At 51.8% G+C, this 21,525-nt stretch carries 21 protein-coding genes and 3 pseudogenes; 1 reads left to right on the forward strand and 23 read right to left on the reverse strand.

The annotated features are described in order from the left end of the window. Window positions 1-38 precede the first annotated feature (38 nt). From BJQ97_RS17145 to BJQ97_RS17200, 12 genes and pseudogenes are all read right to left on the reverse strand, one after another. Window positions 39-1,325 carry an adenylosuccinate synthase gene (locus tag BJQ97_RS17145; RefSeq protein WP_044732916.1) on the reverse strand — a complete coding sequence of 429 codons (1,287 nt, stop codon included), beginning with the start codon at window positions 1,323-1,325 and terminating at the stop codon, window positions 39-41. A gap of 217 nt (window positions 1,326-1,542) precedes the next feature. Then, complete coding sequence (gene dnaB / locus BJQ97_RS17150; RefSeq protein ID WP_025949231.1) at window positions 1,543-2,907, reverse strand: replicative DNA helicase; 1,365 nt, start codon at window positions 2,905-2,907, stop codon at window positions 1,543-1,545. Between the two features lie 78 nt (window positions 2,908-2,985). After that, a complete protein-coding gene (gene rplI, locus BJQ97_RS17155; RefSeq protein ID WP_160157489.1) occupies window positions 2,986-3,435 on the reverse strand; it encodes a 50S ribosomal protein L9 in 450 nt (149 codons plus the stop codon). After that, window positions 3,432-5,408, reverse strand: coding sequence for a DHH family phosphoesterase (locus tag BJQ97_RS17160; RefSeq protein WP_160157490.1), 1,977 nt, complete (start codon window positions 5,406-5,408; stop codon window positions 3,432-3,434). The genes rplI and BJQ97_RS17160 overlap by 4 nt, the downstream gene beginning before the upstream one ends. A 46-nt stretch (window positions 5,409-5,454) precedes the next feature. After that, on the reverse strand, window positions 5,455-6,381 hold the full coding sequence (locus BJQ97_RS17165; protein WP_160157491.1) for a YybS family protein: 927 nt from the start codon (window positions 6,379-6,381) through the stop codon (window positions 5,455-5,457). A 136-nt stretch (window positions 6,382-6,517) separates the two neighbouring features. After that, complete coding sequence (gene rpsR, locus BJQ97_RS17170) at window positions 6,518-6,754, reverse strand: 30S ribosomal protein S18 (RefSeq protein WP_008880812.1); 237 nt, start codon at window positions 6,752-6,754, stop codon at window positions 6,518-6,520. 98 nt (window positions 6,755-6,852) lie between these two features. After that, window positions 6,853-7,347 (reverse strand): single-stranded DNA-binding protein, encoded by a 495-nt coding sequence (ssb, locus tag BJQ97_RS17175; RefSeq protein ID WP_160157492.1) that lies wholly within the window; start codon window positions 7,345-7,347, stop codon window positions 6,853-6,855. Between the two features lie 30 nt (window positions 7,348-7,377). Then, complete coding sequence (gene rpsF / locus BJQ97_RS17180; RefSeq protein ID WP_011232945.1) at window positions 7,378-7,665, reverse strand: 30S ribosomal protein S6; 288 nt, start codon at window positions 7,663-7,665, stop codon at window positions 7,378-7,380. A gap of 215 nt (window positions 7,666-7,880) precedes the next feature. Further along, window positions 7,881-8,981: a redox-regulated ATPase YchF gene (ychF, locus tag BJQ97_RS17185; RefSeq protein ID WP_160157493.1), complete on the reverse strand. Its 1,101-nt coding sequence runs from the start codon at window positions 8,979-8,981 to the stop codon at window positions 7,881-7,883. 393 nt (window positions 8,982-9,374) lie between these two features. Further along, a pseudogene (locus BJQ97_RS17190) lies at window positions 9,375-9,509 on the reverse strand (hypothetical protein); the annotation flags it as partial. Window positions 9,510-9,565: 56 nt separating this feature from the next. After that, on the reverse strand, window positions 9,566-9,763 hold the full coding sequence (locus BJQ97_RS17195; protein WP_011232948.1) for a DUF951 domain-containing protein: 198 nt from the start codon (window positions 9,761-9,763) through the stop codon (window positions 9,566-9,568). A gap of 12 nt (window positions 9,764-9,775) precedes the next feature. Next, window positions 9,776-10,681, reverse strand: a complete 906-nt coding sequence (locus BJQ97_RS17200) for a mechanosensitive ion channel family protein (protein ID WP_160157495.1) — start codon at window positions 10,679-10,681, stop codon at window positions 9,776-9,778. Between the two features lie 195 nt (window positions 10,682-10,876). On the opposite strand from BJQ97_RS17200, the gene yyaC reads away from it, so the two are divergent. Continuing rightward, window positions 10,877-11,500 carry a spore protease YyaC gene (gene yyaC / locus BJQ97_RS17205; protein WP_160157496.1) on the forward strand — a complete coding sequence of 208 codons (624 nt, stop codon included), beginning with the start codon at window positions 10,877-10,879 and terminating at the stop codon, window positions 11,498-11,500. A 150-nt stretch (window positions 11,501-11,650) separates the two neighbouring features. Here yyaC and BJQ97_RS18220 read toward each other — a convergent pair. The 11 genes and pseudogenes from BJQ97_RS18220 to rpmH form a co-directional block, all read right to left on the reverse strand. Then, window positions 11,651-11,788 (reverse strand): annotated as a pseudogene (locus tag BJQ97_RS18220) (DUF554 family protein); the annotation flags it as partial. Window positions 11,789-11,842: 54 nt separating this feature from the next. Beyond that, window positions 11,843-12,712 carry a ParB/RepB/Spo0J family partition protein gene (locus BJQ97_RS17215; RefSeq protein WP_160157498.1) on the reverse strand — a complete coding sequence of 290 codons (870 nt, stop codon included), beginning with the start codon at window positions 12,710-12,712 and terminating at the stop codon, window positions 11,843-11,845. Further along, complete coding sequence (locus BJQ97_RS17220; RefSeq protein ID WP_011232953.1) at window positions 12,705-13,466, reverse strand: ParA family protein; 762 nt, start codon at window positions 13,464-13,466, stop codon at window positions 12,705-12,707. The genes BJQ97_RS17215 and BJQ97_RS17220 overlap by 8 nt, the downstream gene beginning before the upstream one ends. Before the next feature lie 128 nt (window positions 13,467-13,594). Next, window positions 13,595-14,440, reverse strand: a complete 846-nt coding sequence (gene noc, locus BJQ97_RS17225; RefSeq protein ID WP_011232954.1) for a nucleoid occlusion protein — start codon at window positions 14,438-14,440, stop codon at window positions 13,595-13,597. 160 nt (window positions 14,441-14,600) lie between these two features. Next, entirely contained in the window at window positions 14,601-15,317 is a 717-nt protein-coding gene (gene rsmG / locus BJQ97_RS17230; protein WP_160157499.1) for a 16S rRNA (guanine(527)-N(7))-methyltransferase RsmG, read from the reverse strand. Between the two features lie 24 nt (window positions 15,318-15,341). After that, the gene (mnmG, locus tag BJQ97_RS17235; protein WP_160157500.1) at window positions 15,342-17,231 is read right to left on the reverse strand and encodes a tRNA uridine-5-carboxymethylaminomethyl(34) synthesis enzyme MnmG; all 1,890 of its coding nucleotides are present in this window, start codon (window positions 17,229-17,231) and stop codon (window positions 15,342-15,344) included. An 18-nt stretch (window positions 17,232-17,249) separates the two neighbouring features. Then, window positions 17,250-18,598, reverse strand: a pseudogene (gene mnmE, locus BJQ97_RS17240) (tRNA uridine-5-carboxymethylaminomethyl(34) synthesis GTPase MnmE). A gap of 378 nt (window positions 18,599-18,976) precedes the next feature. Further along, window positions 18,977-19,633, reverse strand: coding sequence for an RNA-binding cell elongation regulator Jag/EloR (gene jag / locus BJQ97_RS17245; RefSeq protein ID WP_160157501.1), 657 nt, complete (start codon window positions 19,631-19,633; stop codon window positions 18,977-18,979). Then, window positions 19,630-20,394: a YidC family membrane integrase SpoIIIJ gene (spoIIIJ, locus tag BJQ97_RS17250; RefSeq protein WP_160157502.1), complete on the reverse strand. Its 765-nt coding sequence runs from the start codon at window positions 20,392-20,394 to the stop codon at window positions 19,630-19,632. Before spoIIIJ ends, jag begins: the two co-directional genes overlap by 4 nt. Window positions 20,395-20,467: 73 nt before the next feature. Beyond that, complete coding sequence (gene rnpA / locus BJQ97_RS17255) at window positions 20,468-20,833, reverse strand: ribonuclease P protein component (protein WP_160157503.1); 366 nt, start codon at window positions 20,831-20,833, stop codon at window positions 20,468-20,470. A gap of 79 nt (window positions 20,834-20,912) precedes the next feature. Further along, window positions 20,913-21,047, reverse strand: a complete 135-nt coding sequence (gene rpmH, locus BJQ97_RS17260) for a 50S ribosomal protein L34 (RefSeq protein ID WP_003253900.1) — start codon at window positions 21,045-21,047, stop codon at window positions 20,913-20,915. Window positions 21,048-21,525: the final 478 nt, after the last annotated feature.

Raw genomic sequence — 21,525 nt, forward strand, 5'->3', positions numbered from 1 at the left:
TTGTTTATACGCTGCCTGCCGCCGTCCACTGTTGCCGCTTACGCGTAGACGCTGCGGACGACGTTCGTTTGCGAACGATCCGGACCGACGGAGAAAATCGAAAGAGGGATGCCGGTGAGCTGGGAAATGCGCTCGACGTAATGGCGGGCGTTCGCCGGCAGCTCGTCTAGACTTTTCACCCCGGTGATATCTTCCGTCCAGCCAGGAAGTTCTTCATAGATCGGCTCGCATTCGGCCAACACTTTCAAACTGGCTGGAAATTCTTCGAGCACTTGGCCGCGGTAGCGATAGGCGACGCAAATTTTCAACGTTTCAATGCCGGTCAACACGTCGATCGAGTTGAGCGACAAGTCCGTAATGCCGCTCACCCGGCGGGCATGACGGACAACAACGCTGTCAAACCAGCCGACGCGGCGCGGGCGGCCGGTCGTCGTCCCATACTCGCGCCCGACTTCGCGGATGCGGTCGCCGATTTCATCGTGCAGCTCCGTCGGGAATGGCCCATCGCCGACGCGCGTCGTATAGGCTTTCGCCACCCCGACGACATGTTTGATTTTCGTCGGCCCGACACCGGCGCCAATCGTCACCCCGCCAGCCACTGGATTCGACGACGTGACAAACGGATATGTTCCTTGGTCAATGTCAAGCATGACGCCTTGCGCTCCTTCAAACAAGACGCGGCGCCCTTCATCGAGCGCATTGTTCAATACGACCGATGTGTCGCAGACATATTTGGCGATTTGCTGGCCGTACTCGTAATACTCCTCAAAAATGTCCTCCAACCGGAAGCCTTCGACTCCGTACACTTTTTCAAGCAAGGTATTTTTCTCCCTCAAGTTGCGCTCCAGCTTTTCCGCAAACACATCGCGGTCAAGCAAATCCACAATGCGGATGCCGACGCGCGCCGCCTTATCCATGTACGCCGGCCCAATTCCTTTTTTTGTCGTGCCAATTTTGTTTGTCCCTTTCCGCTCTTCCTCAAGCTCGTCCAATTTCAAATGATACGGCAAAATGACATGAGCGCGGTTGCTGATGCGCAAATTGTCCGTCGAAATGCCGCGCTCGTGCAAATACGAAAGCTCCGCGACGAGCGCTTTCGGGTCAACGACCATCCCATTGCCGATGACGCAAATTTTATCTTTATAAAAAATGCCCGACGGGATCAAGTGCAACTTATACTTTTCCCCGTTGAACACGATCGTGTGTCCGGCGTTGTTTCCCCCTTGATACCGGGCAATCACTTCCGCATTTTCCGATAAAAAGTCCGTAATTTTCCCTTTCCCTTCATCGCCCCATTGTGTGCCGACAACAACGACTGACGACATGGCGAGCACCTCCAATTTCCTCGGTCTAAACATTGTCAGTGTACCAGTTTTCAGACATAAAGTCAATGAAACACGAACATTAAAAGAAAATGTTGTCTTTTTTATTCGTTTATTAATGATCAGGAAGGCTCCCGCTTCAACGCCGTGGGTGTAAACGGGGAAATAGTCAAAGGCCAAAAGAACAAAAAGGCGCTCGCTGCCGGCAACGCGGTCCGTCTTACGCCCCCGGTGGAATTTGCGCCTCATCGAAACGGCGCTCTAGGTTAACGAATTTATTATATTCTTTGATAAAGGCCAGCTGCACCGTCCCAACCGGACCATTCCGCTGTTTGGCGATAATGATCTCAATGATGTTTTTGTTTTCGGAATCTTTGTTGTAGTAGTCGTCGCGGTACAAAAAGGCGACGATATCAGCGTCCTGCTCAATGCTTCCCGACTCGCGCAGGTCAGACATCATCGGCCGCTTGTCTTGCCGCTGCTCCACGCTGCGCGACAGCTGCGACAAAGCGATGACCGGCACTTCGAGCTCACGGGCGAGCGCCTTTAATGAACGGGAGATTTCCGACACTTCCTGCTGACGGTTTTCCCGGTTGCGCCCACTTCCTTGAATGAGCTGCAAATAATCGATCACCACCATGCCGAGTCCGCTTTCTTGCTTCAAGCGGCGGCATTTGGCGCGAATGTCGCTGACGCGGATGCTCGGCGTATCGTCAATATAGATGCCGGCGTTGGACAAACTGCCCATCGCCATCGTCAGCTTGCCCCAATCTTCCGGCGTCAGCCTGCCGGTGCGCAAGTTTTGGGCGTTGATGTTGCCTTCGGCGCAAAGCATCCGCATCACAAGCTGCTGGGCGCTCATTTCCAAACTGAAAATCGCGACATTTTCGTTCGTCTTCGTCGCCACATTTTGGGCGATGTTTAACGCGAATGCCGTCTTCCCGACCGATGGACGGGCGGCGACGATAATCAAGTCGCTGCGCTGAAATCCGGACGTCATCCGGTCGAGTTCAGTGAATCCGGTCGGGATGCCGGTGATGTCTCCGTTCCGGTTATGGAGCATTTCAATGTTGTCATACGTCTGTACGAGAACATCTTTAATATTTTTAAAGGCGCCTGAATGTTTCCGTTGGGAAACTTCCATAATTTTTCTTTCGGCTTCATCGAGCAAAACGTCAATTTCATCTTCCCTTGTATAGCCATCTTGGGCAATCGATGTCGCCGTGCGAATAAGGCGGCGAAGCAATGATTTTTCTTCAACAATGCGGGCGTAGTATTCGACGTTGGCCGCTGTCGGCACAGAATCGGCAAGCTCACTTAAGTAGGAGACGCCGCCCACTTCCTCCAGCTGTTCCAAAGCGGCCAGTTCCGCCGTCACCGTCACTAAATCGACCGGCTCGCCTTTATCAGCGACGCGAAGCATGGCGTGGAAAATTTTTTGATGGGCCGCGCGGTAGAAGTCTTCGGGAATTAATCGTTCCGAGGCGAGCGTCAGCGCAGTGGGATCCAAAAACACAGCGCCAAGCACGGCCTGCTCGGCTTCAATGCTTTGCGGAGGAATTCGTTCTGAAAAAAGTTCGCTCATCGTCTCACCGCCTTTTCCCCCGTTTCATTTCCGTCGATAATGCCCCCGCCATAGCGGGCGGGGGCATCGTCGCTACCGTTACTTTTGTTCCTTGACGTGCACTTTTAAGGTCGCTGTCACTTCCGGATGAAGCTTCACCGGCACGTTCGTATATCCGAGGGAGCGAATGGCATCAGCAAGCTCGATTTTCCGCTTGTCCAGCTTCAGGCCATGCTGGGCGTAAAGCGCCTCAGCGATTTGCTTGCTCGTGATCGAGCCGAACAAACGGCCGCCCTCACCCGCTTTCGCCGGAATTTCCACCGTCAGCTTCTCGAGCTCTTCTTTCAGTTTTTTCGCATTCGCCAGCTCTTCCGCCGCCTGGCGCTGCTCTTTTTGTTTTTGCGCCTCGAGCGCTTTGATGTTCGCCGGCGTCGCTTCAATAGCGAGCCCTTGTTTGAACAAAAAGTTGTTTGCGTAGCCGTCGGCGACGTCTTTGATTTCTCCCTTTTTCCCTTTTCCTTTCACATCTTTTAAAAAAATGACTTTCATGATGGCTTCCCCCCTTCGAAATAGTCATGAATGGCTTCACGCAGCTGCCGCTCCGCCTCTTCCACCGTCACTTCGAACAATTGGGCGGCGGCGTTTGTCAAATGTCCGCCTCCACCGAGCCGTTCCATAATGACTTGCACGTTGATATCGCCAAGCGAGCGGGCGCTGATGCCGACCGTCCCGTCAGACCGTTTGGAAATGACAAACGAAGCGATGACGCCGCTCAAGGTGAGAAGCGTATCGGCCGTTTGCGCAATCAACACTTGGTCGTGCACTTCGTTCTCGCCCCCTTTGGCGATGGCGATGCCGCGCTCATCGATCGCCGCCCGTTCGATCAATTTCGCCCGTTTGACGTAGTTGGCGATGCTTTCCCGCAGCAATTTTTGCACAAGCACCGTATCCGCTCCTTGGGCGCGCAAGTATGAAGCGGCGTCGAACGTCCGCGAACCAGTGCGGAGCGTAAAGCTTTTCGTGTCAACGACGATGCCGGCAAGCAGGGCGGTCGCTTCGAGCATGGTCAGCTTCATCCGTTTCGGTTGGTACTCTAACAGCTCGGTGACGAGTTCCGATGTGGAAGAAGCATAAGGCTCCATATAGACGAGAATCGGCGCCTCAATGAACTCTTCGCCGCGGCGATGGTGATCAATGACGACGATATGGTCAGTGCGATACAATAGCCGCTCTTCCATGACGAGCGAAGGACGATGCGTATCGACGACGATCAAAAGCGTATCCTCGGTGACGAGCTCAAGCGCCTGCTCCGGCTTTAGGCATCTTGACCATAATTCAGCATGTTTTTTCATTTCCTCAAGCAACCGTTGCACCCCGGCATCGGTTTTCGCCGGATCGACGACGATAAACCCTTCCTTTTGGTTCGATTGGACGACTTTTAAAACGCCAATCGCCGCTCCCATGGCGTCCATATCGGGATATTTATGTCCCATGATGAGCACCTTGTCGCTTCCTGCAATCAGTTCGCGAAGCGCATGGGAAATGACGCGGGCGCGGACGCGCGTCCGCTTTTCCATCGGGTTCGTTTTGCCGCCGTAAAACTTCACTTTTCCATTTCCTTGCTTAATCGCGACTTGATCGCCCCCGCGCCCCAACGCTAAGTCCAAGCTTGATTGGGCGAGCGCCCCGAGCTCCGGGAGCGGGGACACGCCGGCGCCGATGCCGATGCTTAGCGTCAGCTGGGCATGATGTTTTGCCGTCTGCTCTCGCACTTCGTCGAGAATGGAAAATTTGCTTTTCTCGAGCCGCCCAAGAATCTGTTCGTTCAATACGGCAATAAATCGGTCGGATGACGTCCGCTTCAAAAAAATGCCATAGTCGTTCGCCCACCGGTTCAACACGGAAGTGACGAGGCTGTTTAGTTGGCTTTTTGCCTGATCGTCCATCCCTTGCGTAATTTCATCATAATTGTCAAGAAAAATGATGGCGAGCACCAGCCGTTCCGCTTCGTACTGCCGCTTCAATTCCATATGTTCGGTGACGTCGAAAAAGTAAAGAAGCCGTTCAGGGCGGCGAATGACCACTTTCAGCTGCTTTCCGTTCAGCTCGAAAATCTCTTCATCCGTTTTTCCCCTTTTCACAAAAGCGGCCAACGATTCGGAAAGCTCGGCGAGCGAGCGGCCGACAAGCGTCTGTTCCTTAAAGCAGGCGGCCAAAAAGCGGTTCGACCACTCGATTTCTCCCCCTTCATCGATGAGCATAATGCCGATCGGCATTTGCATCAACGCTTCCTCGCCTACTTTTTTCACACGATGCGACAAATTGGCAATATAGTGCTCCACCTCTTTATGCAAGGAACGTTGCGCCCCAATGACATAATAAAGCACAAACCCGACGCCAAGAAGGGCGACGAGGCCGAGCAGCCATTGGAAGTAAAACAAGCCGATCGCCATCAGCACCGCTAGGGCCGCTAATGCATAGAACGGATAGCGATACGCTTTCCTTTCATAAAAATGGGACATTCAAGTCAGCTCCTACACTGAAGAAATGACTCACCTTATCCAATTATCATATGCGGCGGCGCAAATCAAATCCTAAATCAATTATACCGAATATCGCCACAAGATAAAGTAGAAAAGGCAGGAATAAGCAAACGACCGTCCCTACCGCTACCACACCTTTGCCAATCCCTTTTTTGTAAGCGACGTAGTAAAGAAACGAAAATCCTTGCACAATCATCGCCAGCTGCAACACATACGATACGTTCAATACGACGATATAGGCAAACGATCCTTCTTCAAACGGGAACAAGGAGAGAAGGAGCACGAAGGCATACAACCACAATACAGTTTTCGGCCACGTCAACTCGCGAAACGGCGGCCATGAGCCGACCGGCAGCTTCAGCCTCTTCATCACCGGCAGCGAGACGATGATCGTCGCGTACGCCAGCGCAAACGAAGCGATGACAAACAGCGTCGGAACCATATAGCCGATCAGCTTCAGCCCTTGTTCCAACTGCTTTTGCATCTCCAAAGGCGGCGCTTGTCCCATTCCCTTCATTAGATTCATTGCCGTGTCAAACGATTCTCGCACGAGCGCAAGCGTATCTTGGATCATATCGACGTGCAAAAATTGAATCGAGATGATGTAATCAAGCACGATATTCGCCAAAAATATAAGCGCGCCGACAAGAAGAACGACGTAACGGTTTTTCTGTTTCGAAAGCATCGCGCCAACTGCCATGCCAACGGTGCCGAACATAAGCGCCATCGGCAGCGACAAAAGCGAGCCGATCAAACCGGAAATGACAAGGGCCGCTGCCAGCAACAACATAGCTGGAATCCATCCATGGCGCATCGTAAACACCATAAACGGAAGCGCTAAAAACAAAGCAGCGACAATCCCAATGACCGGCGCGTACAGCGCAAGCAAAAACAAAACGGCAAACAGCGCGAGCTCAATTGCGGCTTCGGTGAGGGCGTGCGTTTTTCGCAATGGACGTTCCCCTTTCTTTGTTTTTTTGGTGATTTGACCTCCTTCCCCACTTTCGCTCTGCTTGAGAGTGGGAGTTCGCTCAGTCAGAGGAGATAAAAAAAGCAGTAAGGATCCCCCCTTACTGCTTCGTTTCAGCTCACTCGTCCGCAACGTACGGCAGAAGCGCCATTTGGCGCGCGCGTTTGATCGCGACCGTCAATTTGCGCTGATATTTCGCGCTCGTTCCCGTGACACGGCGCGGCAAAATTTTGCCGCGTTCAGAAATGAACTTTTTCAGCAAATCGACATCTTTGTAGTCGATATGCGTAATGTTGTTCGCCGTGAAGTAACATACTTTGCGGCGTTTGCCGCGGCCGCCTTTCCGTCCTGCCATGCTATTTCCTCCTTTCCGTTGCCATCGTTTCCTCATCGGTGGAATGGCCCCGCTGCCTGCGCTTTGTTTAGAGACAGGGGTTGGAAGCGACTTGTTTATTAAAACGGCAAATCATCATCAGAAATATCGATCGGCTGGCCGTCATTGGAGAACGGATCGTCATCAATGCGGCCAAACCCTTTTTCATCCGGATATCGGTGGTTCTGATCTTGTCCGAATGGGAACGGATCCCCGTAATTGCCGCCTGCTGTTGCCCCTCGCTGCTCGCTCATTCCTTTCGGCTCAAGAAATTGGACGCTATCAGCCACCACTTCCGTTACGTACACGCGCCGACCTTCTTGATTTTCATAGCTGCGGGTTTGCAGTCGGCCATCGACGCCAGCCAAGCTCCCCTTTTTCAAAAAGTTGGCGACGTTTTCCGCCTGGCGGCGCCAAACGACACATTGAATAAAATCCGTTTCCCGCTCGCCCTGCTGATTTGTAAACGGACGGTTGACCGCGAGCGTAAACGTGGCAACAGCCACTCCGCTTGGAGTGTAGCGCAACTCCGGATCTCTCGTTAACCTGCCGACCAAAATGACGCGGTTAATCATCAGAACCACCTCTTCATCCTATCGAAAAGATTACTCTTCTTCTTTGACGACGATATGACGGATGATGTCTTCGCTGATGCGCGCTAAGCGGTCGAATTCTTGCACCGCTTTCGGCTCCGATACGACATTGACAATCATGTAATAGCCGTCGCGGTATTTTTGAATTTCATAGGCTAAGCGGCGCTTGCCCCAATCCGTCACGTTCGTAATCTCCGCGCCGTTTTCTTTCAACACGTTGTTGAACCGTTCCACGAGAGCTTGTCTCGCTTCATCGTCCATGTTCGGGCGGATGATGTACATGATTTCGTACTTTCTCACGCTCGTCACCTCCTTTTGGTCTAAACGGCCCTTCCATTTCGAAGAGCAAGGAGCAATCACCATTACTCACATTTGTTGATTATACCATGACCGACAACGATAAGCAAGGCAGTTTGCCGCATTCCGTCGGCGCAAACATCTTCCATCCGTATGGCCAAGCCCAAAACGGCCCTACGCCGTGACCTGCTGCATCCGTTCTGTCCTCGAACCGATGGTTACACGTTGAACCGGAAATGCATAATGTCGCCATCTTGCACTTCGTAGTCTTTTCCCTCTAAGCGCACTTTTCCGGCTTCGCGCGCCGCCGCCATCGATCCAGCGGCGACGAGGTCAGCGTACGACACCGTTTCCGCGCGAATAAACCCTCGCTCAAAGTCGGAATGGATGATGCCGGCGCATTGCGGCGCTTTCATCCCTTTGCGGAACGTCCACGCCCGCACCTCCTGCTCGCCGGCGGTGAAAAACGTCGCCAATCCGAGCAAGCTGTAAGCGGCGCGGATAAGCTGGTCAAGGCCGGACTGCTCGATGCCGAGCTCCTGCAAAAATTGACGTTTTTCCTCATCGCTGAACTCAGCGATTTCCTCTTCGATTTTGGCGCAGACAACAATGACTTCAGCGTTGTCGCGCTTCGCAAACTCGCGCACGTCCTTGACAAACGGATTGCCGCTAGAGTCAGCGATATCTTCCTCGCCGACATTGGCGACGTAAAGCATCGGCTTTATCGTCAACAAATGCAGCTGCTTGACGACTTTCATCTCTTCATCAGTGAACTCGAGTGTGCGCGCCGGCTTGCCGGCTTCGAGCGTCTCCTTCAACCGCCGCAAAATGTCGTATTCAAACGCTGCCTCTTTATCCTTTTGCTTGGCGATTTTTCCGACCCGCTCGATTCGTTTCTCAATCGTCTCTAAATCAGCCAACACGAGCTCCAAATTGATCGTTTCGATATCGGCGAGCGGGTCGACTTTGCCCGCCACGTGGGTGATGTTTTCATCACTGAAGCAGCGGACGACTTGGCAAATTGCATCGACTTGGCGAATGTGAGACAAAAACTTGTTGCCAAGCCCCTCTCCTTTGCTCGCCCCTTTGACGATGCCAGCGATATCGGTAAATTCAAAAACAGTCGGCACCGTCCGCTTCGGCCGAAACATTTCCGTCAATACATCGAGCCGCTCATCGGGCACTTCGACGACACCGACGTTCGGTTCAATCGTGCAAAACGGGTAGTTGGCTGACTCAGCACCTGCTTTTGTAATGGCGTTAAACAACGTCGATTTGCCGACGTTCGGCAATCCGACGATTCCTGCTGTCAATCCCATTCGTTCCACTCCTCTTTCCCGTTCACATCTTTCCTCAATTATATGGGCTGGCGCAGAAAATGACAAGCGCGCCGCAAGCGGGGAATGTTTTCTCTTCCACCCGCTTCAAAAAAGGAGAGAGTTGGTGCTCTTTTTCCAATACTTGGATGACAAAATCATTCTTTTCGGATCAACAGCTTTAAACCGCGTTTTGTCATCGACAATATCTTTTTTCTACATGATCCGAAGCAACTTTGAACCGCTTATTTTGCTTCCGACGTGACTTTTTCAATATTGACCAAACAGTCATACATGCGGCCACTGGAAGAACGTAATCGGCGGCGGAAGCCGTGTCGGTTATAAACTGCTCGAATACAACGACCGTCTCAACGGAAGCGAACGCTTTTTTCATTAAATGTTCCCTTTCGTGATGGGATGGTGTTCGTCGCCGTTAACCCGTACGACTTTCCCCTCGTTCACCGTCACCTTCAGCCCGCATACGTCCCAGCAGTTGAGCGGACATGATGTTATATGCGTCGTTTCCACCATTTTCTCCCTCCCCTTCGCAACAAAAGAGCATGGCCTCGCCACCATGCTTCATTTGTTTATTCTTCATGCTTGACGAGCACTTTTTTCATTTTGCGGATAAACTCTTTGCGCGGCAACAAAACGCTATGGGCGCACCCTTCGCATTTAATGCGGATGTCAGCGCCTAAGCGGATCACTTTCCAACGGTTCGTTCCACATGGGTGCGGCTTTTTCATTTCGACGATATCGTATAGGCCGAACTGTTTCTCTTCCATCGATCCACCTCCCTATGACAACGATTGCTCCCGTTGCGGCTTTGCCTCCGGCTGCTCTTGTCCGTCGCGGCGATGCAGCACAAGCCGTGGGTACGGGATTTCAATTCCCCGTTCGTCCAACAGCAACTTCACTTCCTTGCGGATCGCCCGAGCGACCGCCAAATGGCGCATCGGTTTCGTTTCGCACGTGATGCGCAATACGACTTCTAAGCTGGCTAAATTTTGCACGCCAAGCAATTCCGGCGGGGCGACCATGTCTTCATACTTCGCCGGCAGTTGCGGAAGAAGCTCGCGGATGGCTTTCTCCGCCTCTTCAATGTCTTCTTCATAGGCGATGCTGACGTCAACGACAGCGAGGCTGTTGTGCAGTGAATAGTTCGTCACTTGAGTGATGCTGCCGTTTGGCAAAATGTGCACTTCCCCGGTCCAACTTTTAATTTTCGTCACCCGAAGCCCAATCGTTTCAACATACCCTTCAAAATTGCCGATGCGCACATAATCGCCGACCGCAAACTGGTCTTCAAAAATGATGAAAAATCCAGTAATGATGTCTTTCACTAAGCTTTGTGCGCCAAAACCGACAGCCAACCCGACGACCCCAGCCCCGGCAAGCAGCGCTTTGACGGGAACGCCAAACGTATCTAAAATCATCAAGAGCGCAATAAAATATAGTACGTACGTAATGACGTTGTCGAGCAGCCGAACAAGCGTCGCCTCCCGCCGTTCAGAAATGCGGATCGGCGCCTTCTGCCGCACTTTGAACATGTTATGAACAGCAATTTTCAACACTTTCACCGCAATGGCGCATATGAGTAGGATAAGAACAATCTTCAGCGTCCCTTTTCCGATCTGGAGCCACAATTTTTCATCTATCAAAAATGCGAACAATCGGCTCATCGTTTTTTCCATCGTGTTCAACGTTGACGACACCTCAATCTTTTCTTGTTCTGCGCTTTTATTTTAACAAGACCGCTCGCCGATTTGTAGCCCGATCTCTCAATAGAGAGCTGTTAAAGCGGAGAAAAAGCAAGAAAACAAACGGAGAAATGTATATCATTCTTTTATTTTCCGTATACTGTTAATACTTTTAAAACGAAAGTAGGAGTGAAGCGAATGAGCATACCATCGATATTTTTCTCGTCCAAGGAGGAAAGGGACCGCGTGTTTTATGACGAGCAAGGGGCGGTATCGTCGATCGCTTGGCGGGTCGCCTCACTGCTTCCCGACCCGCTCGTTCAGCCGGTCGCTATCGTTTGCATCGGCACAGACCGCTCGACCGGCGATTCGCTTGGACCGCTCGTCGGCACGATGCTCAAAGAGAAGCCGTTGGCTCGCTTCCACGTGTACGGAACACTCGAAGAACCAATCCATGCCGTTAATTTGGAAGAAAAGGTAGAAGCCATTCGACTAATTCATCACGATCCGTTCATGATCGCGGTCGATGCCTGCCTCGGGCGGCTGAAAAGCATCGGCGCCATCACGATTGCCAAAGGACCGGTCCGCCCTGGGGCTGGGGTCAACAAACAGCTCCTTCCCGTCGGCGACGCCCATATTACTGGGGTTGTCAATGTCAGCGGATTTATGGAGTTTTTCGTCCTGCAAAATACGCGCCTCCATCTTGTCATGAATATGGCGAAAACGATCGCCAATGGCGTTTACGAAGCAGAGCGGTTCATCCTCCGAAAAGAGCGGCTCGCCGCCCCTCCGCTCTCAACAGACCGGCATTCATTACGGTAGGCAGCAAATCCCCCTCTTGGTCAGCGGTTCAAGGAGGGGATTTCTTTTCTGTCCGGCCAAAACAACCGGTCGTTAAACGAGTGAAAGAATGAAAACAGCGGTTGCCGTAATGAGAATGCTCGGCAACAAATTGGCCACGCGAATATTCGTCAAACCGAGCATATTGAGTCCAATGAATCCCCCCATCACTGTTTCCTTTACTCGTTCGGGGATGCGATGAAGCCATTTTCCAATCAACGCCCCGGCGATAATGCTCACTCCGTTGATAATCGTTCCTAACAACACCATGATGTCCAACCCTCTCTTGCAAAAAAATAAACCGGCCTTAATCAAAGGGCCGACTTACTCGTCGAACCGCACATCGAGCAGTTCTAATATTCTCTCTAAATCTTCCGGAGAAAAAAACTCAATTTCAATTTTTCCTCTTTTCCTCGTTTGTTTAATTGTGACGTTCGTCCCGAATTTTTCGCGCAGCAACGATTCGCTTTCCCGAATAAACACGCTTTTTTCCAGCGGTTTCCGCTTTGATGTTTCACGTGAAACATTTTCGTTCGCTTGTTGGATCAGTTTTTCAAGCTGGCGGACGTTCAACCCTTCGCGAATCGTCCGTTCCACGATCGGTTTCATTTTGTTTTTTTGTTTCAGCCCTAAAAGCGCGCGGCCATGTCCCATCGAAAGTGTGCCGTCCATGAGCAACTTTTGCACATCTGAAGGTAGAGACAACAAACGCAAATGATTAGCGATGTGCGGACGGCTCTTCCCAACGCGGCTCGCGACTTCTTCCTGGGTTAAATGCAGCTTGTCCATCAACATTTTGTACGCCATCGCTTCCTCAATCGGGTTCAAATCCTCACGCTGCAAGTTTTCAAGAAGGGCGAACTCCATCATTTGATCATCAGTCAACTCGCGCACCACGACCGGCACCGACGGCAAATTCGCCTCTTTGGCCGCCCGGTAGCGCCGTTCGCCAACGACGATTTCAAATCCGTTCGGTACACGGCGGACGATGAGCGGCTGCAAAATGCCGTGCTGCAAAATCGATTGCTTCAACTCCTCAATCGCCTCAGGCTGAAACGTTTTCCGCGGCTGGTACGGATTTGGATGAAGGTCGTGAATGCTTACTTCCCGCACCGTTTCCTCTTTCCCATTAAGTTCATGGAGAGAGAGATTGTCAAACAGCGCACTGATGCCTTTGCCGAGACCTTTAGCCACGTTCAAGCACCTCCTTCGCCAGTTCCAAATACACTTCCGCCCCCCGCGATTTCACATCGTACAAAATGATCGGCTTGCCATGGCTTGGCGCCTCGCTCAGCCGCACATTTCGCGGGATGATGGTCTGGTACACCTTTTCGCGGAAATACTTTTTGACTTCTTGAATGACCTGCAAGCCTAGATTCGTCCTTGCATCCAGCATCGTCAACAGAACGCCTTCGAGGCGCAAATCATAGTTTAAGTGCCGTTGCACAAGCCGGATCGTGTTCAACAGCTGGCTGAGCCCTTCTAACGCATAATATTCGCATTGGACAGGGATGAGCACGGAATTGGCCGCTGTCAACGCGTTGAGCGTCAGCAAGCCGAGCGAAGGAGGACAGTCGATAATAATGAAGTCGTATTTGTCTTTCAGCGGCTCGATCGCGTTTCTCAGCCGGATTTCGCGGGAAATGACTGAGACGAGCTCAATTTCTGCGCCGGCGAGCTGGATCGTCGCTGGAATGACGTATAAATTTTCGATGTCCGTCGGTCGAATGACATCTTTTGCTTTCATGTCGCCAATGATGACATTGTAAATGCATTCGTCGACATCGCCTCGCTCAATGCCGATGCCGCTCGTCGCATTTCCTTGCGGATCGGCGTCAACAAGCAGCACTTTTTTTCCAAGATGCGCCAAACAGGCCGATAAATTGACCGCCGTCGTCGTTTTTCCAACTCCGCCTTTTTGGTTTGCAATAGCAATGACTTTTCCCACGATGCCACCTACCTCTACATCTCTTCCTCAATCCATGTTTATTTTAGCACGAAAACAGGAAAATGACTTTGTTTTCTGAAAGAAAAAACCCCATCAGCTGTGCTTGATGAGGCAAAAGGTGACTTTCGTTATTTTTTCGCGATTCGAATCGTAATTTGATAGTAGTCATCGAATTCTTCTTCTTCCGATTGGACGGACACCCCGCTGCTTTCGACCATGGAAAGCGACTGACGGATCGTGTTGACGGCGATGCGCATATCGCGGCTGAACGCCTTTCGCTTCGGTTTTGGCTTCCGTTCCCCCGCCTCGAGCAACTTTAACACCCGATCTTCCGTCTGCTTGACATTCAACTGTTTGTCGATGATTTCCTGCAGCAGTTTCAGCTGTTTTTCTTTATCTTTCAAGGCAATCAACGCGCGCGCATGACGTTCCGTAATCGCCCGTTGCAAGAGCGCCTCTTGCACCTCTTGCGGGAGTTTCAGCAGACGCAGCTTATTGGCGATCGTTGACTGTCCTTTGCCGAGCCGCTGAGCGAGCGCTTCTTGCGTCAAATCATGGAGCTCGATCAATTTGGCGTACGCCATCGCCTCTTCAATCGGCGTCAACTCTTCGCGCTGTAAGTTTTCAATGAGGGCGACGGAGGCGGTTTCTTTGTCATTTAAGTTTTTGATGATCGCGGGGATTTCCGTCCAGCCAAGCTTTTGCACCGCTCTCCATCTCCGCTCGCCGGCGATGATTTCAAACCGCCCGTTCCCGCATTCGCGGACGACGATCGGCTGGATGATGCCGTGCGTGCGGATCGTCAGCGCCAACTCGTCGATCTTCTCTTCATCAAACATCGTGCGCGGCTGAAAGCGGTTCGGAATAATGCTTTTGACCGGAATGTGGCGAACTTCCTCCCGCTCTTGCTTTTCCTCCATTTCTTCCTGTTCTTTTTCTCCAAAGCTGAACAAGCGCGAAAATGGATGCTTCATCCCCCTACACCACCTTTGGACATACTTGGCCAAAATGTCTCTGTCTCGCCCGGCATACGCCGCCTTACGGTCGGTTTTTTGACGCGGAACGAAGGCGGGGAGCAAAACAGTTTGTTTCTCTCTTTCAGCCGGCAAAGCCCTCCCGCCGCCCGCAAAGACGCTACTGAATCGGTTGTTTGTTCGGCGTTCCCGGTTTGCGCGGGTATTGGTTCGGCGTTTTTCTCATTTTTTGGATGAAAATGATCGTTCGTTCGCCTTCGTCAAACGGCAACGTGAACGTTTCCGTCGCCGTCACTTCTCCGCCAAGCACAGAAATCGCCTTGTTTCCCTCTTTCAGCTCCTCGGGCGCCGAAGCAGCTTTCATCGCAATGAATGTCCCGCCCATTTTCACGAGCGGAAGGCAAAGTTCGACAAGCACGGGCATGCGCGCCACCGCTCTGGCTGTGACGACGTCAAATGATTCGCGCACCCCCCTTTGACGGGCGAACGTCTCAGCGCGTTCGTGGTAAAGCGCCACGTCCGCAAGCTTGAGCTCGGTGATCAGATGCTCTAAAAAACGGATGCGTTTTTGCAGCGAATCAACGATGGAAACGCGCAAATGCGGAAAACAAATTTTGAGCGGAAGGCTCGGAAATCCCGCCCCAGCGCCCACATCGCAAAGCGCAAGCGGCGCTGAAAAGTCGTAGTAAAAAGCCGGGGACACCGAGTCGAAAAAGTGCTTCACATAGACGCCGGGCTTGTCCGTAATAGCGGTCAAATTCATTTTCTCGTTCCACTCAACGAGCAGTTCGTAATAGCGCTCAAACTGCTCAAGCGCCCGGGAGGAGAGGGAAATTCCCCTCTCTTCGAGCATGGTTTGAAATTGTGTCGCCTCCATAAGCCAATCCTTTCCCTCAATTGTTTATTCATTCGACACGCGCGCGATTCTTCCTTGTTCCAAATACACTAATAATATCGAAATATCGGCCGGATTGACGCCGGAAATGCGCGACGCCTGGGCGATTGAGAGCGGGCGCACTTGTTTGAGCTTTTGCCGCGCCTCGGTTGCAAGCCCTTGGATGGCGTCGTAATCGATATCTTCCGGGATTTTTTTGTTTTCCATTTTTTTGAGCCGTTCAACTTCTTGGAGCGATTTTTGGATGTAGCCCTCGTACTTGATTTGAATTTCGACTTGCTCAGCCACTTCCGGAGCGATCTCCTCGTCAGCCGGCGCCAGTTTTCGGATGTGCTCGTACGTCATCTCCGGGCGCCGGAGCAAATCGGCGGCGCGAATGCCGTCTTTCAGCTCGCTTCCACCCGCTTCACGGATGACTTCCTGCACTTCCGGCGTCGGTTTGATGATCACCGTTTGCAGCCGCTTTTTCTCTCGTTCGATCGCCTCTTTTTTCGCCAAAAATTTTTGATACCGCTCTTCGGAAATGAGACCGATCCGATAGCCGAGCTCGGTCAGGCGCAAATCGGCGTTGTCATGGCGAAGCAAAAGCCGGTACTCGGCACGCGACGTCAGCAGGCGGTACGGCTCATTCGTCCCTTTCGTCACCAAGTCGTCGATTAAAACGCCGATATAGGCATCCGAACGGCTTAAAATGATTTCTTCGCGGCCGAGCGCACGGTGGGCGGCGTTAATGCCGGCCATAATGCCTTGGCCCGCCGCTTCTTCATAGCCGGACGTGCCGTTGATTTGCCCTGCGGTATACAAGTTTTTCACAAGCTTCGTCTCGAGCGTCGGCCATAGCTGCGTCGGCACGATGGCATCGTACTCGATCGCATAGCCAGCCCGCATGAGCTGCGCCTTCTCAAGTCCCGGGATCGTCTCGAGCAGCTTGCGCTGGATATGTTCCGGCAAACTTGTTGACAACCCTTGCACGTACACTTCTTCCGTTTCCCGCCCTTCCGGCTCGAGGAAAATTTGATGGCGCGGCTTATCGTGGAACCGGACGACTTTATCCTCGATCGATGGGCAATAGCGCGGCCCGGTTCCTTTGATCATGCCGGAGTACATCGGCGACAAGTGCAAGTTTTCATCGATGATGCGGTGTGTTTCTTCCGTCGTGTACGTCAGCCAGCACGGCAGTTGATCAGTGATGTATTTTGTCGTCTCGTACGAAAACGCCCGCGGCTCCTTGTCACCGGGCTGAATTTCCGTTTTGCTGTAGTCGATCGTCCGGCTGTTGACACGCGGAGGCGTGCCCGTTTTGAAGCGAACAAGCTTAAACCCAAGCTCTTCTAAATGCTCAGACAACTTAATCGACGGTTGCTGGTTGTTCGGGCCGCTCGAATATTTAATGTCGCCGATGATGATTTCCCCGCGCAAAAACGTCCCGGTCGTAACGACGACCGCCTTGGCGTAATAATGCGCCCCTGTATGGGTGATGACGCCTTTGCAGACGCCGTCTTCCACAATGAGCCGCTCGACTTTTCCTTGCAGAAGCGTCAAATTTTCTTGATTTTCGAGTGTTTTTTTCATTTCCCGCTGGTACAGCACTTTATCGGCTTGCGCCCGAAGCGCGCGGACGGCTGGCCCTTTGCCGGTGTTTAGCATCCGCATTTGAATGTATGTTTTGTCAATGTTTTTTGCCATTTCCCCGCCGAGAGCGTCGATTTCGCGCACGACGATTCCTTTCGCCGGGCCGCCGATCGACGGGTTGCACGGCATGAACGCGATCATATCGAGGTTGAGCGTAATGACAAGCGTCTTCGCCCCGATGCGCGCCGAAGCTAATGCCGCTTCGCAGCCGGCATGGCCGGCGCCAACGACAATGACGTCATACGTTCCTCCATGGTAATCCATATGGCATTTCCTCCTCACTTATTTTCCTAAACAAAACTGAGCAAACAGCTGATCAATCAAGCTTTCATGGATCGTCTCACCGATGATTTCGCCAAGCAGCTCCCATGCCCGGCGCAAATCGATTTGGACGAGATCAACCGGCATGCCGGCGTCAATGCCGGCCAAGGCATCTTCGATCGCTGTTTTCGCCTGCTCGAGCAAGGCGATATGGCGAGAGTTGGAAACGTATGTCAAATCGCTAGCTTCCAGCTCCCCCCAAAAAACAGGTCAGCAATCGCCTTCTCCAGTTCATCAATTCCTTGTTCATGCAACAGGGATGTCCCCACGACCGGCCGGCCGGCCGCCAGCTCCTTCACCCGCTCCATATCGATCCGCCGGGGCAAATCGGTTTTATTCACAATGACAATGGCATCCATTCCCTCGATCATGGCAAACAGCCGCTCGTCCTCTTCTGTCAGCGGTTCATGATAATTCAAAACGAGCAAAATTAAGTCGGCCCGCTTTAACATTTGCTGGGAGCGCTCGACGCCGATCCGTTCGACGACATCTTCGGTTTCGCGAATGCCAGCCGTATCGATCAAGCGAAGCGGTACGCCGCGGACGTTGACATATTCCTCGATGACGTCGCGCGTCGTCCCCGGAATATCGGTGACGATCGCCCGATTTTCATGGGCGAGCGCATTCAAAAGCGACGATTTGCCGACGTTCGGCCGCCCGATAATGACCGTTGCCAGCCCTTCGCGCAATATTTTTCCTTGCGCGGCGGTCGACAGCAGCTTTTCAATTTGCCCGCGCACATATTCCGCCTTTTCCCGCAAAAGGCGCGGCGTCATTTCTTCCACATCATCGTATTCCGGATAATCGATATTGACTTCAACATGTGCCAGCGTCTCCAAAATCGTCTGCCGCAACTCGCGAATCAATTTTGACAGGCGCCCTTCCATTTGCTGTAGGGCGACGTTCATCGCTCGGTCGGTTTTGGCGCGGATCAGGTCGATGACTGCCTCAGCTTGAGATAAATCGATGCGCCCATTTAAAAACGCCCGCTTCGTAAACTCCCCCGGCTCGGCGAGCCGCGCCCCGTTTGCCAGCACGAGCTGCAGCACCCGATTGACGGAAACAAACCCGCCATGGCAGTTGATCTCGACCACGTCCTCGCGCGTAAACGTCTTCGGTGCGCGCATAACCGATACCATTACTTCTTCAACGACCCGTCCGCTTTTCGGATCGATGATATGTCCGTAGTGTATCGTGTGCGATGGAACGTCTTTGAGCCGCTTTCCGCTCGGGCTGCGGAAAAGCTGGTCGGCGATCTCAACCGCTTGATCTCCGCTCAACCGAACAATGGCAATCGCCCCTTCGCCCATCGGCGTCGAAATAGCGGCGATCGTATCAAATTCCGTCAAAGCTGTTCACCTCTCTTTGCTCCGCTTTCTCTATATACACAGCCCGTTTTGGCCGCTTTTTTCCTTGTGCATATTCACTTAGTTCAATTTTAACTTATCCACATGTGAATAACAATACGGCGCGCTCAACGCGATTGTTGAAAAATATAAGCGGCGGCCGTCAAAAAAAGTTGGTGGAAACTAGTCATGGCTTCACAATCATCTGGACGGATAGAAAAAAAGACCGTTGCGCTGTTTCCCATTTGAAGAAGCTCTTGCTGGAGCGTTTCCCCCATTTCCACCGCCAATCTTCCAGGCCGCGCCAATACCGTAAAAAAAGAGGCCGCCTCTCTACACAGTTTAGCGAGGCGCCTCTTTTTTCGGCGACATTTTGCCTGTTTTCGGAGCGACGACAATCGAACGGTGCGGATCAACGCCAACGGAATAGGTCAAGACGTGCTTGTTGTCAGCCAGCGCTGCATGGATGATCTTCCGTTCATTCGCCGGCAACGGCTCCAACTTTACTTCTTTTCCCGTCTTCACCGCCCGGGCAGCCAGCTTGTGCGCCAGTTCGATCAGCGCCTTTTCCCTTCGTTCGCGGTAATTTTCGACATCGACGGCAATCGACACGTATTCGTCAGCATGGCGGTTGGCGACGAGCTGCGCCAAAAACTGAAGAGCGTTTAACGTTTGCCCGTGCTTGCCGATCAATAGACCGACCGGCCCCCCGTGCACATGAATCGTCACTTGCTTGCCGCGGCGGACGGCTTCGATGCTTGCCCCTTCCGCCCCCATTTGCGTGATGACTTGCTGCAAAAAGCGAACCGTCTCCTCAACGGGGTCGATTTTCAGCACGGCTTTCACAACGGCCGGCCGGCCGCCAAACAAGCCAAACCAACCTCTTTTCCCTTCATCAAGCACAACAATAACCGCACGCTCTCGAGGCACTCCAAGCTGCGCGAGCGCCAACTGCACCGCCTCTTCGACTGTCCGGGCAGTCGCGGTCACTTCTTTCACTTTTTCGCTCCTCCTGAATGGGCGGCAATCTCTGGCCCTTTAATGAGATACGTTTGCACAATGGAGAAAATATTTCCGACGACCCAGTAAAGCGACAAAGCAGCTGGGAAGTTGATCGCGAAAATGACGATCATAATCGGCATCATCCAAAGCATCATCGCCATTTGTGGATTTTGCTGAGTGGAACCGGCCATCATGATTTTCTGCTGGATGAACGTCGTCACGCCGGCAATGACCGGCAAAATGTAGTACGGGTCTTTTTCGCCAAGGTCAAACCATAAAAAATTATGTTGGGCAATTTCTCTCGTCCGCATGATGGCATGGTAAAATCCAATTAAAATCGGCATCTGGATCAAAATCGGGAAGCATCCCGCCATTGGGTTGACGCCGTGCTTTTGGAATAAAAGCATCATCTCTTGCTGGAGCTTTTGTTGAGTTTGCGCGTCTTTTGAGCTGTATTTTTTGCGGAGCGCTTCAATTTCCGGCTGAAGCGCTTGCATCGCCTTCGCGTTGCGCGTCTGTTGGATCATCAGCGGCAAAATCAATAAGCGGATTAAAATGGTGACGACAATGATCGACAATCCAAAGCTTCCGCCGAGCAGCCCGGCGACATATTTGATCAGCCAAGAAAGCGGATAAACGATATACTCGTTCCAAAATCCCTTGCTTTCCGGGGTGATCGGTTTATGAATTTCTGTGCATCCGGCCAGCACAGCCGCTAACGTACCGAGCAAAATGATGAATCCGATTCGCCTTTTCACCTTCTTTTTCCTCCCACATATACAAGTTCACGTATGTATTTTACCATCTTTTTTTGCCCCGTGGAGCATTTTTTCAAGCCGAATGCGAAGGTTGGCCTCCTTTTTTCAGCCCTCCGGATTTCCGGAGCACATGGGTTAAACTTTTTTTTACTTCCGCATAATTCATCTGCGCCACCGGCTGCCTAGCGATCACGACATAGTCTTTGCCAGGGGCAATCTCCTCTTTCAATTCGAGGAAGCATTGGCGGATGTATCGCTTGATTCGATTTCGGACGACAGCCTTGCCGAGTTTTTTGCTGACAGACAGCCCGATGCGAAAATAAGGCTGCTCCGGGCGGTCAAGCGTGTAGATGACAAACTGGCGGTTGGCCGTTGAAGCGCCCCTCTGAAACACTTCCTGGAACTCTTCGTTTTTCTTGATCCGATACTTTTTTTTCATTCTCCCCAAACACTCCATTTACCTAATTTCCCGGCCGCAAAATATTGAGAAAAAAGACCACTGAAACTTCAGTGGCCTATTATGCAGACAAAACTTTTCTTCCTTTGCGGCGGCGGCGCGCCAACACTTTTCTGCCGTTTCTCGTGCTCATGCGCGCGCGGAATCCGTGCACTTTGCTTCGCTTCCGTCTATTCGGTTGATACGTCCGTTTCATCTATGACACCTCCCTAGGGAATAACAGTTACGGGCAGTCTTTCTCATTATATTGAACAATCTTAGCACATGTCAACCGCCTCTTCGTTTTTCCAACTTTGATCGGCATTGTGGATAATTTTTTCTCCCTAATCAACAATCCACAACATTTATTGACATTTTTTCACATGTTCAATAGTGTGGATAATGATTTTTTCACACCCTGTCCGTTTTGTGGATAATCAAAAAAATTCCGTTGCAACAGGCCGTTTTATTTGCTATTATTATTGTGTTTTCACTATGGACAATCATGTGGATAATTTGAATCTATCCACATTTTGTGGATAGGTTGTGGATATTTTTTTCACAACGTGTTAATGATGTTACCCACAGATGGTGGATTTTGTCGAAAAGCTTCTTTATTTCCTTAATATGTTTTTTTCCACAAACTTATTTTTTTAAACAAACGATCATCCTCTGACTTAAGGGAGGGGCAACGG

Origin of the sequence: Geobacillus sp. TFV-3 (assembly GCF_009901865.1) — a bacterium.
GTDB classification, from domain to species: Bacteria; Bacillota; Bacilli; order Bacillales; family Anoxybacillaceae; genus Geobacillus; species Geobacillus thermoleovorans_A.

Excerpts from the sequence above, each read along its gene's own strand:
- rplI (WP_160157489.1), bottom strand. The coding sequence starts at position 3,435 with ATGAAAGTCATTTTTTTAAAAGATGTGAAAGGAAAAGGGAAAAAGGGA.
- mnmG (WP_160157500.1), bottom strand. The coding sequence starts at position 17,231 with ATGGATTACCATGGAGGAACGTATGACGTCATTGTCGTTGGCGCCGGC.
- BJQ97_RS17195 (WP_011232948.1), bottom strand. The coding sequence starts at position 9,763 with ATGGAAGAGAAACAGTTCGGCCTATACGATATCGTCGAAATGAAAAAG.
- ssb (WP_160157492.1), bottom strand. The coding sequence starts at position 7,347 with ATGATTAACCGCGTCATTTTGGTCGGCAGGTTAACGAGAGATCCGGAG.
- rsmG (WP_160157499.1), bottom strand. The coding sequence starts at position 15,317 with ATGGAGGCGACACAATTTCAAACCATGCTCGAAGAGAGGGGAATTTCC.
- noc (WP_011232954.1), bottom strand. The coding sequence starts at position 14,440 with ATGAAGCATCCATTTTCGCGCTTGTTCAGCTTTGGAGAAAAAGAACAG.
- rpsR (WP_008880812.1), bottom strand. The coding sequence starts at position 6,754 with ATGGCAGGACGGAAAGGCGGCCGCGGCAAACGCCGCAAAGTATGTTAC.
- ychF (WP_160157493.1), bottom strand. The coding sequence starts at position 8,981 with ATGGGATTGACAGCAGGAATCGTCGGATTGCCGAACGTCGGCAAATCG.
- rpmH (WP_003253900.1), bottom strand. The coding sequence starts at position 21,047 with ATGAAACGGACGTATCAACCGAATAGACGGAAGCGAAGCAAAGTGCAC.
- BJQ97_RS17160 (WP_160157490.1), bottom strand. The coding sequence starts at position 5,408 with ATGTCCCATTTTTATGAAAGGAAAGCGTATCGCTATCCGTTCTATGCA.
- rnpA (WP_160157503.1), bottom strand. The coding sequence starts at position 20,833 with ATGAAAAAAAAGTATCGGATCAAGAAAAACGAAGAGTTCCAGGAAGTG.
- yyaC (WP_160157496.1), top strand. The coding sequence starts at position 10,877 with ATGAGCATACCATCGATATTTTTCTCGTCCAAGGAGGAAAGGGACCGC.
- BJQ97_RS17145 (WP_044732916.1), bottom strand. The coding sequence starts at position 1,325 with ATGTCGTCAGTCGTTGTTGTCGGCACACAATGGGGCGATGAAGGGAAA.
- dnaB (WP_025949231.1), bottom strand. The coding sequence starts at position 2,907 with ATGAGCGAACTTTTTTCAGAACGAATTCCTCCGCAAAGCATTGAAGCC.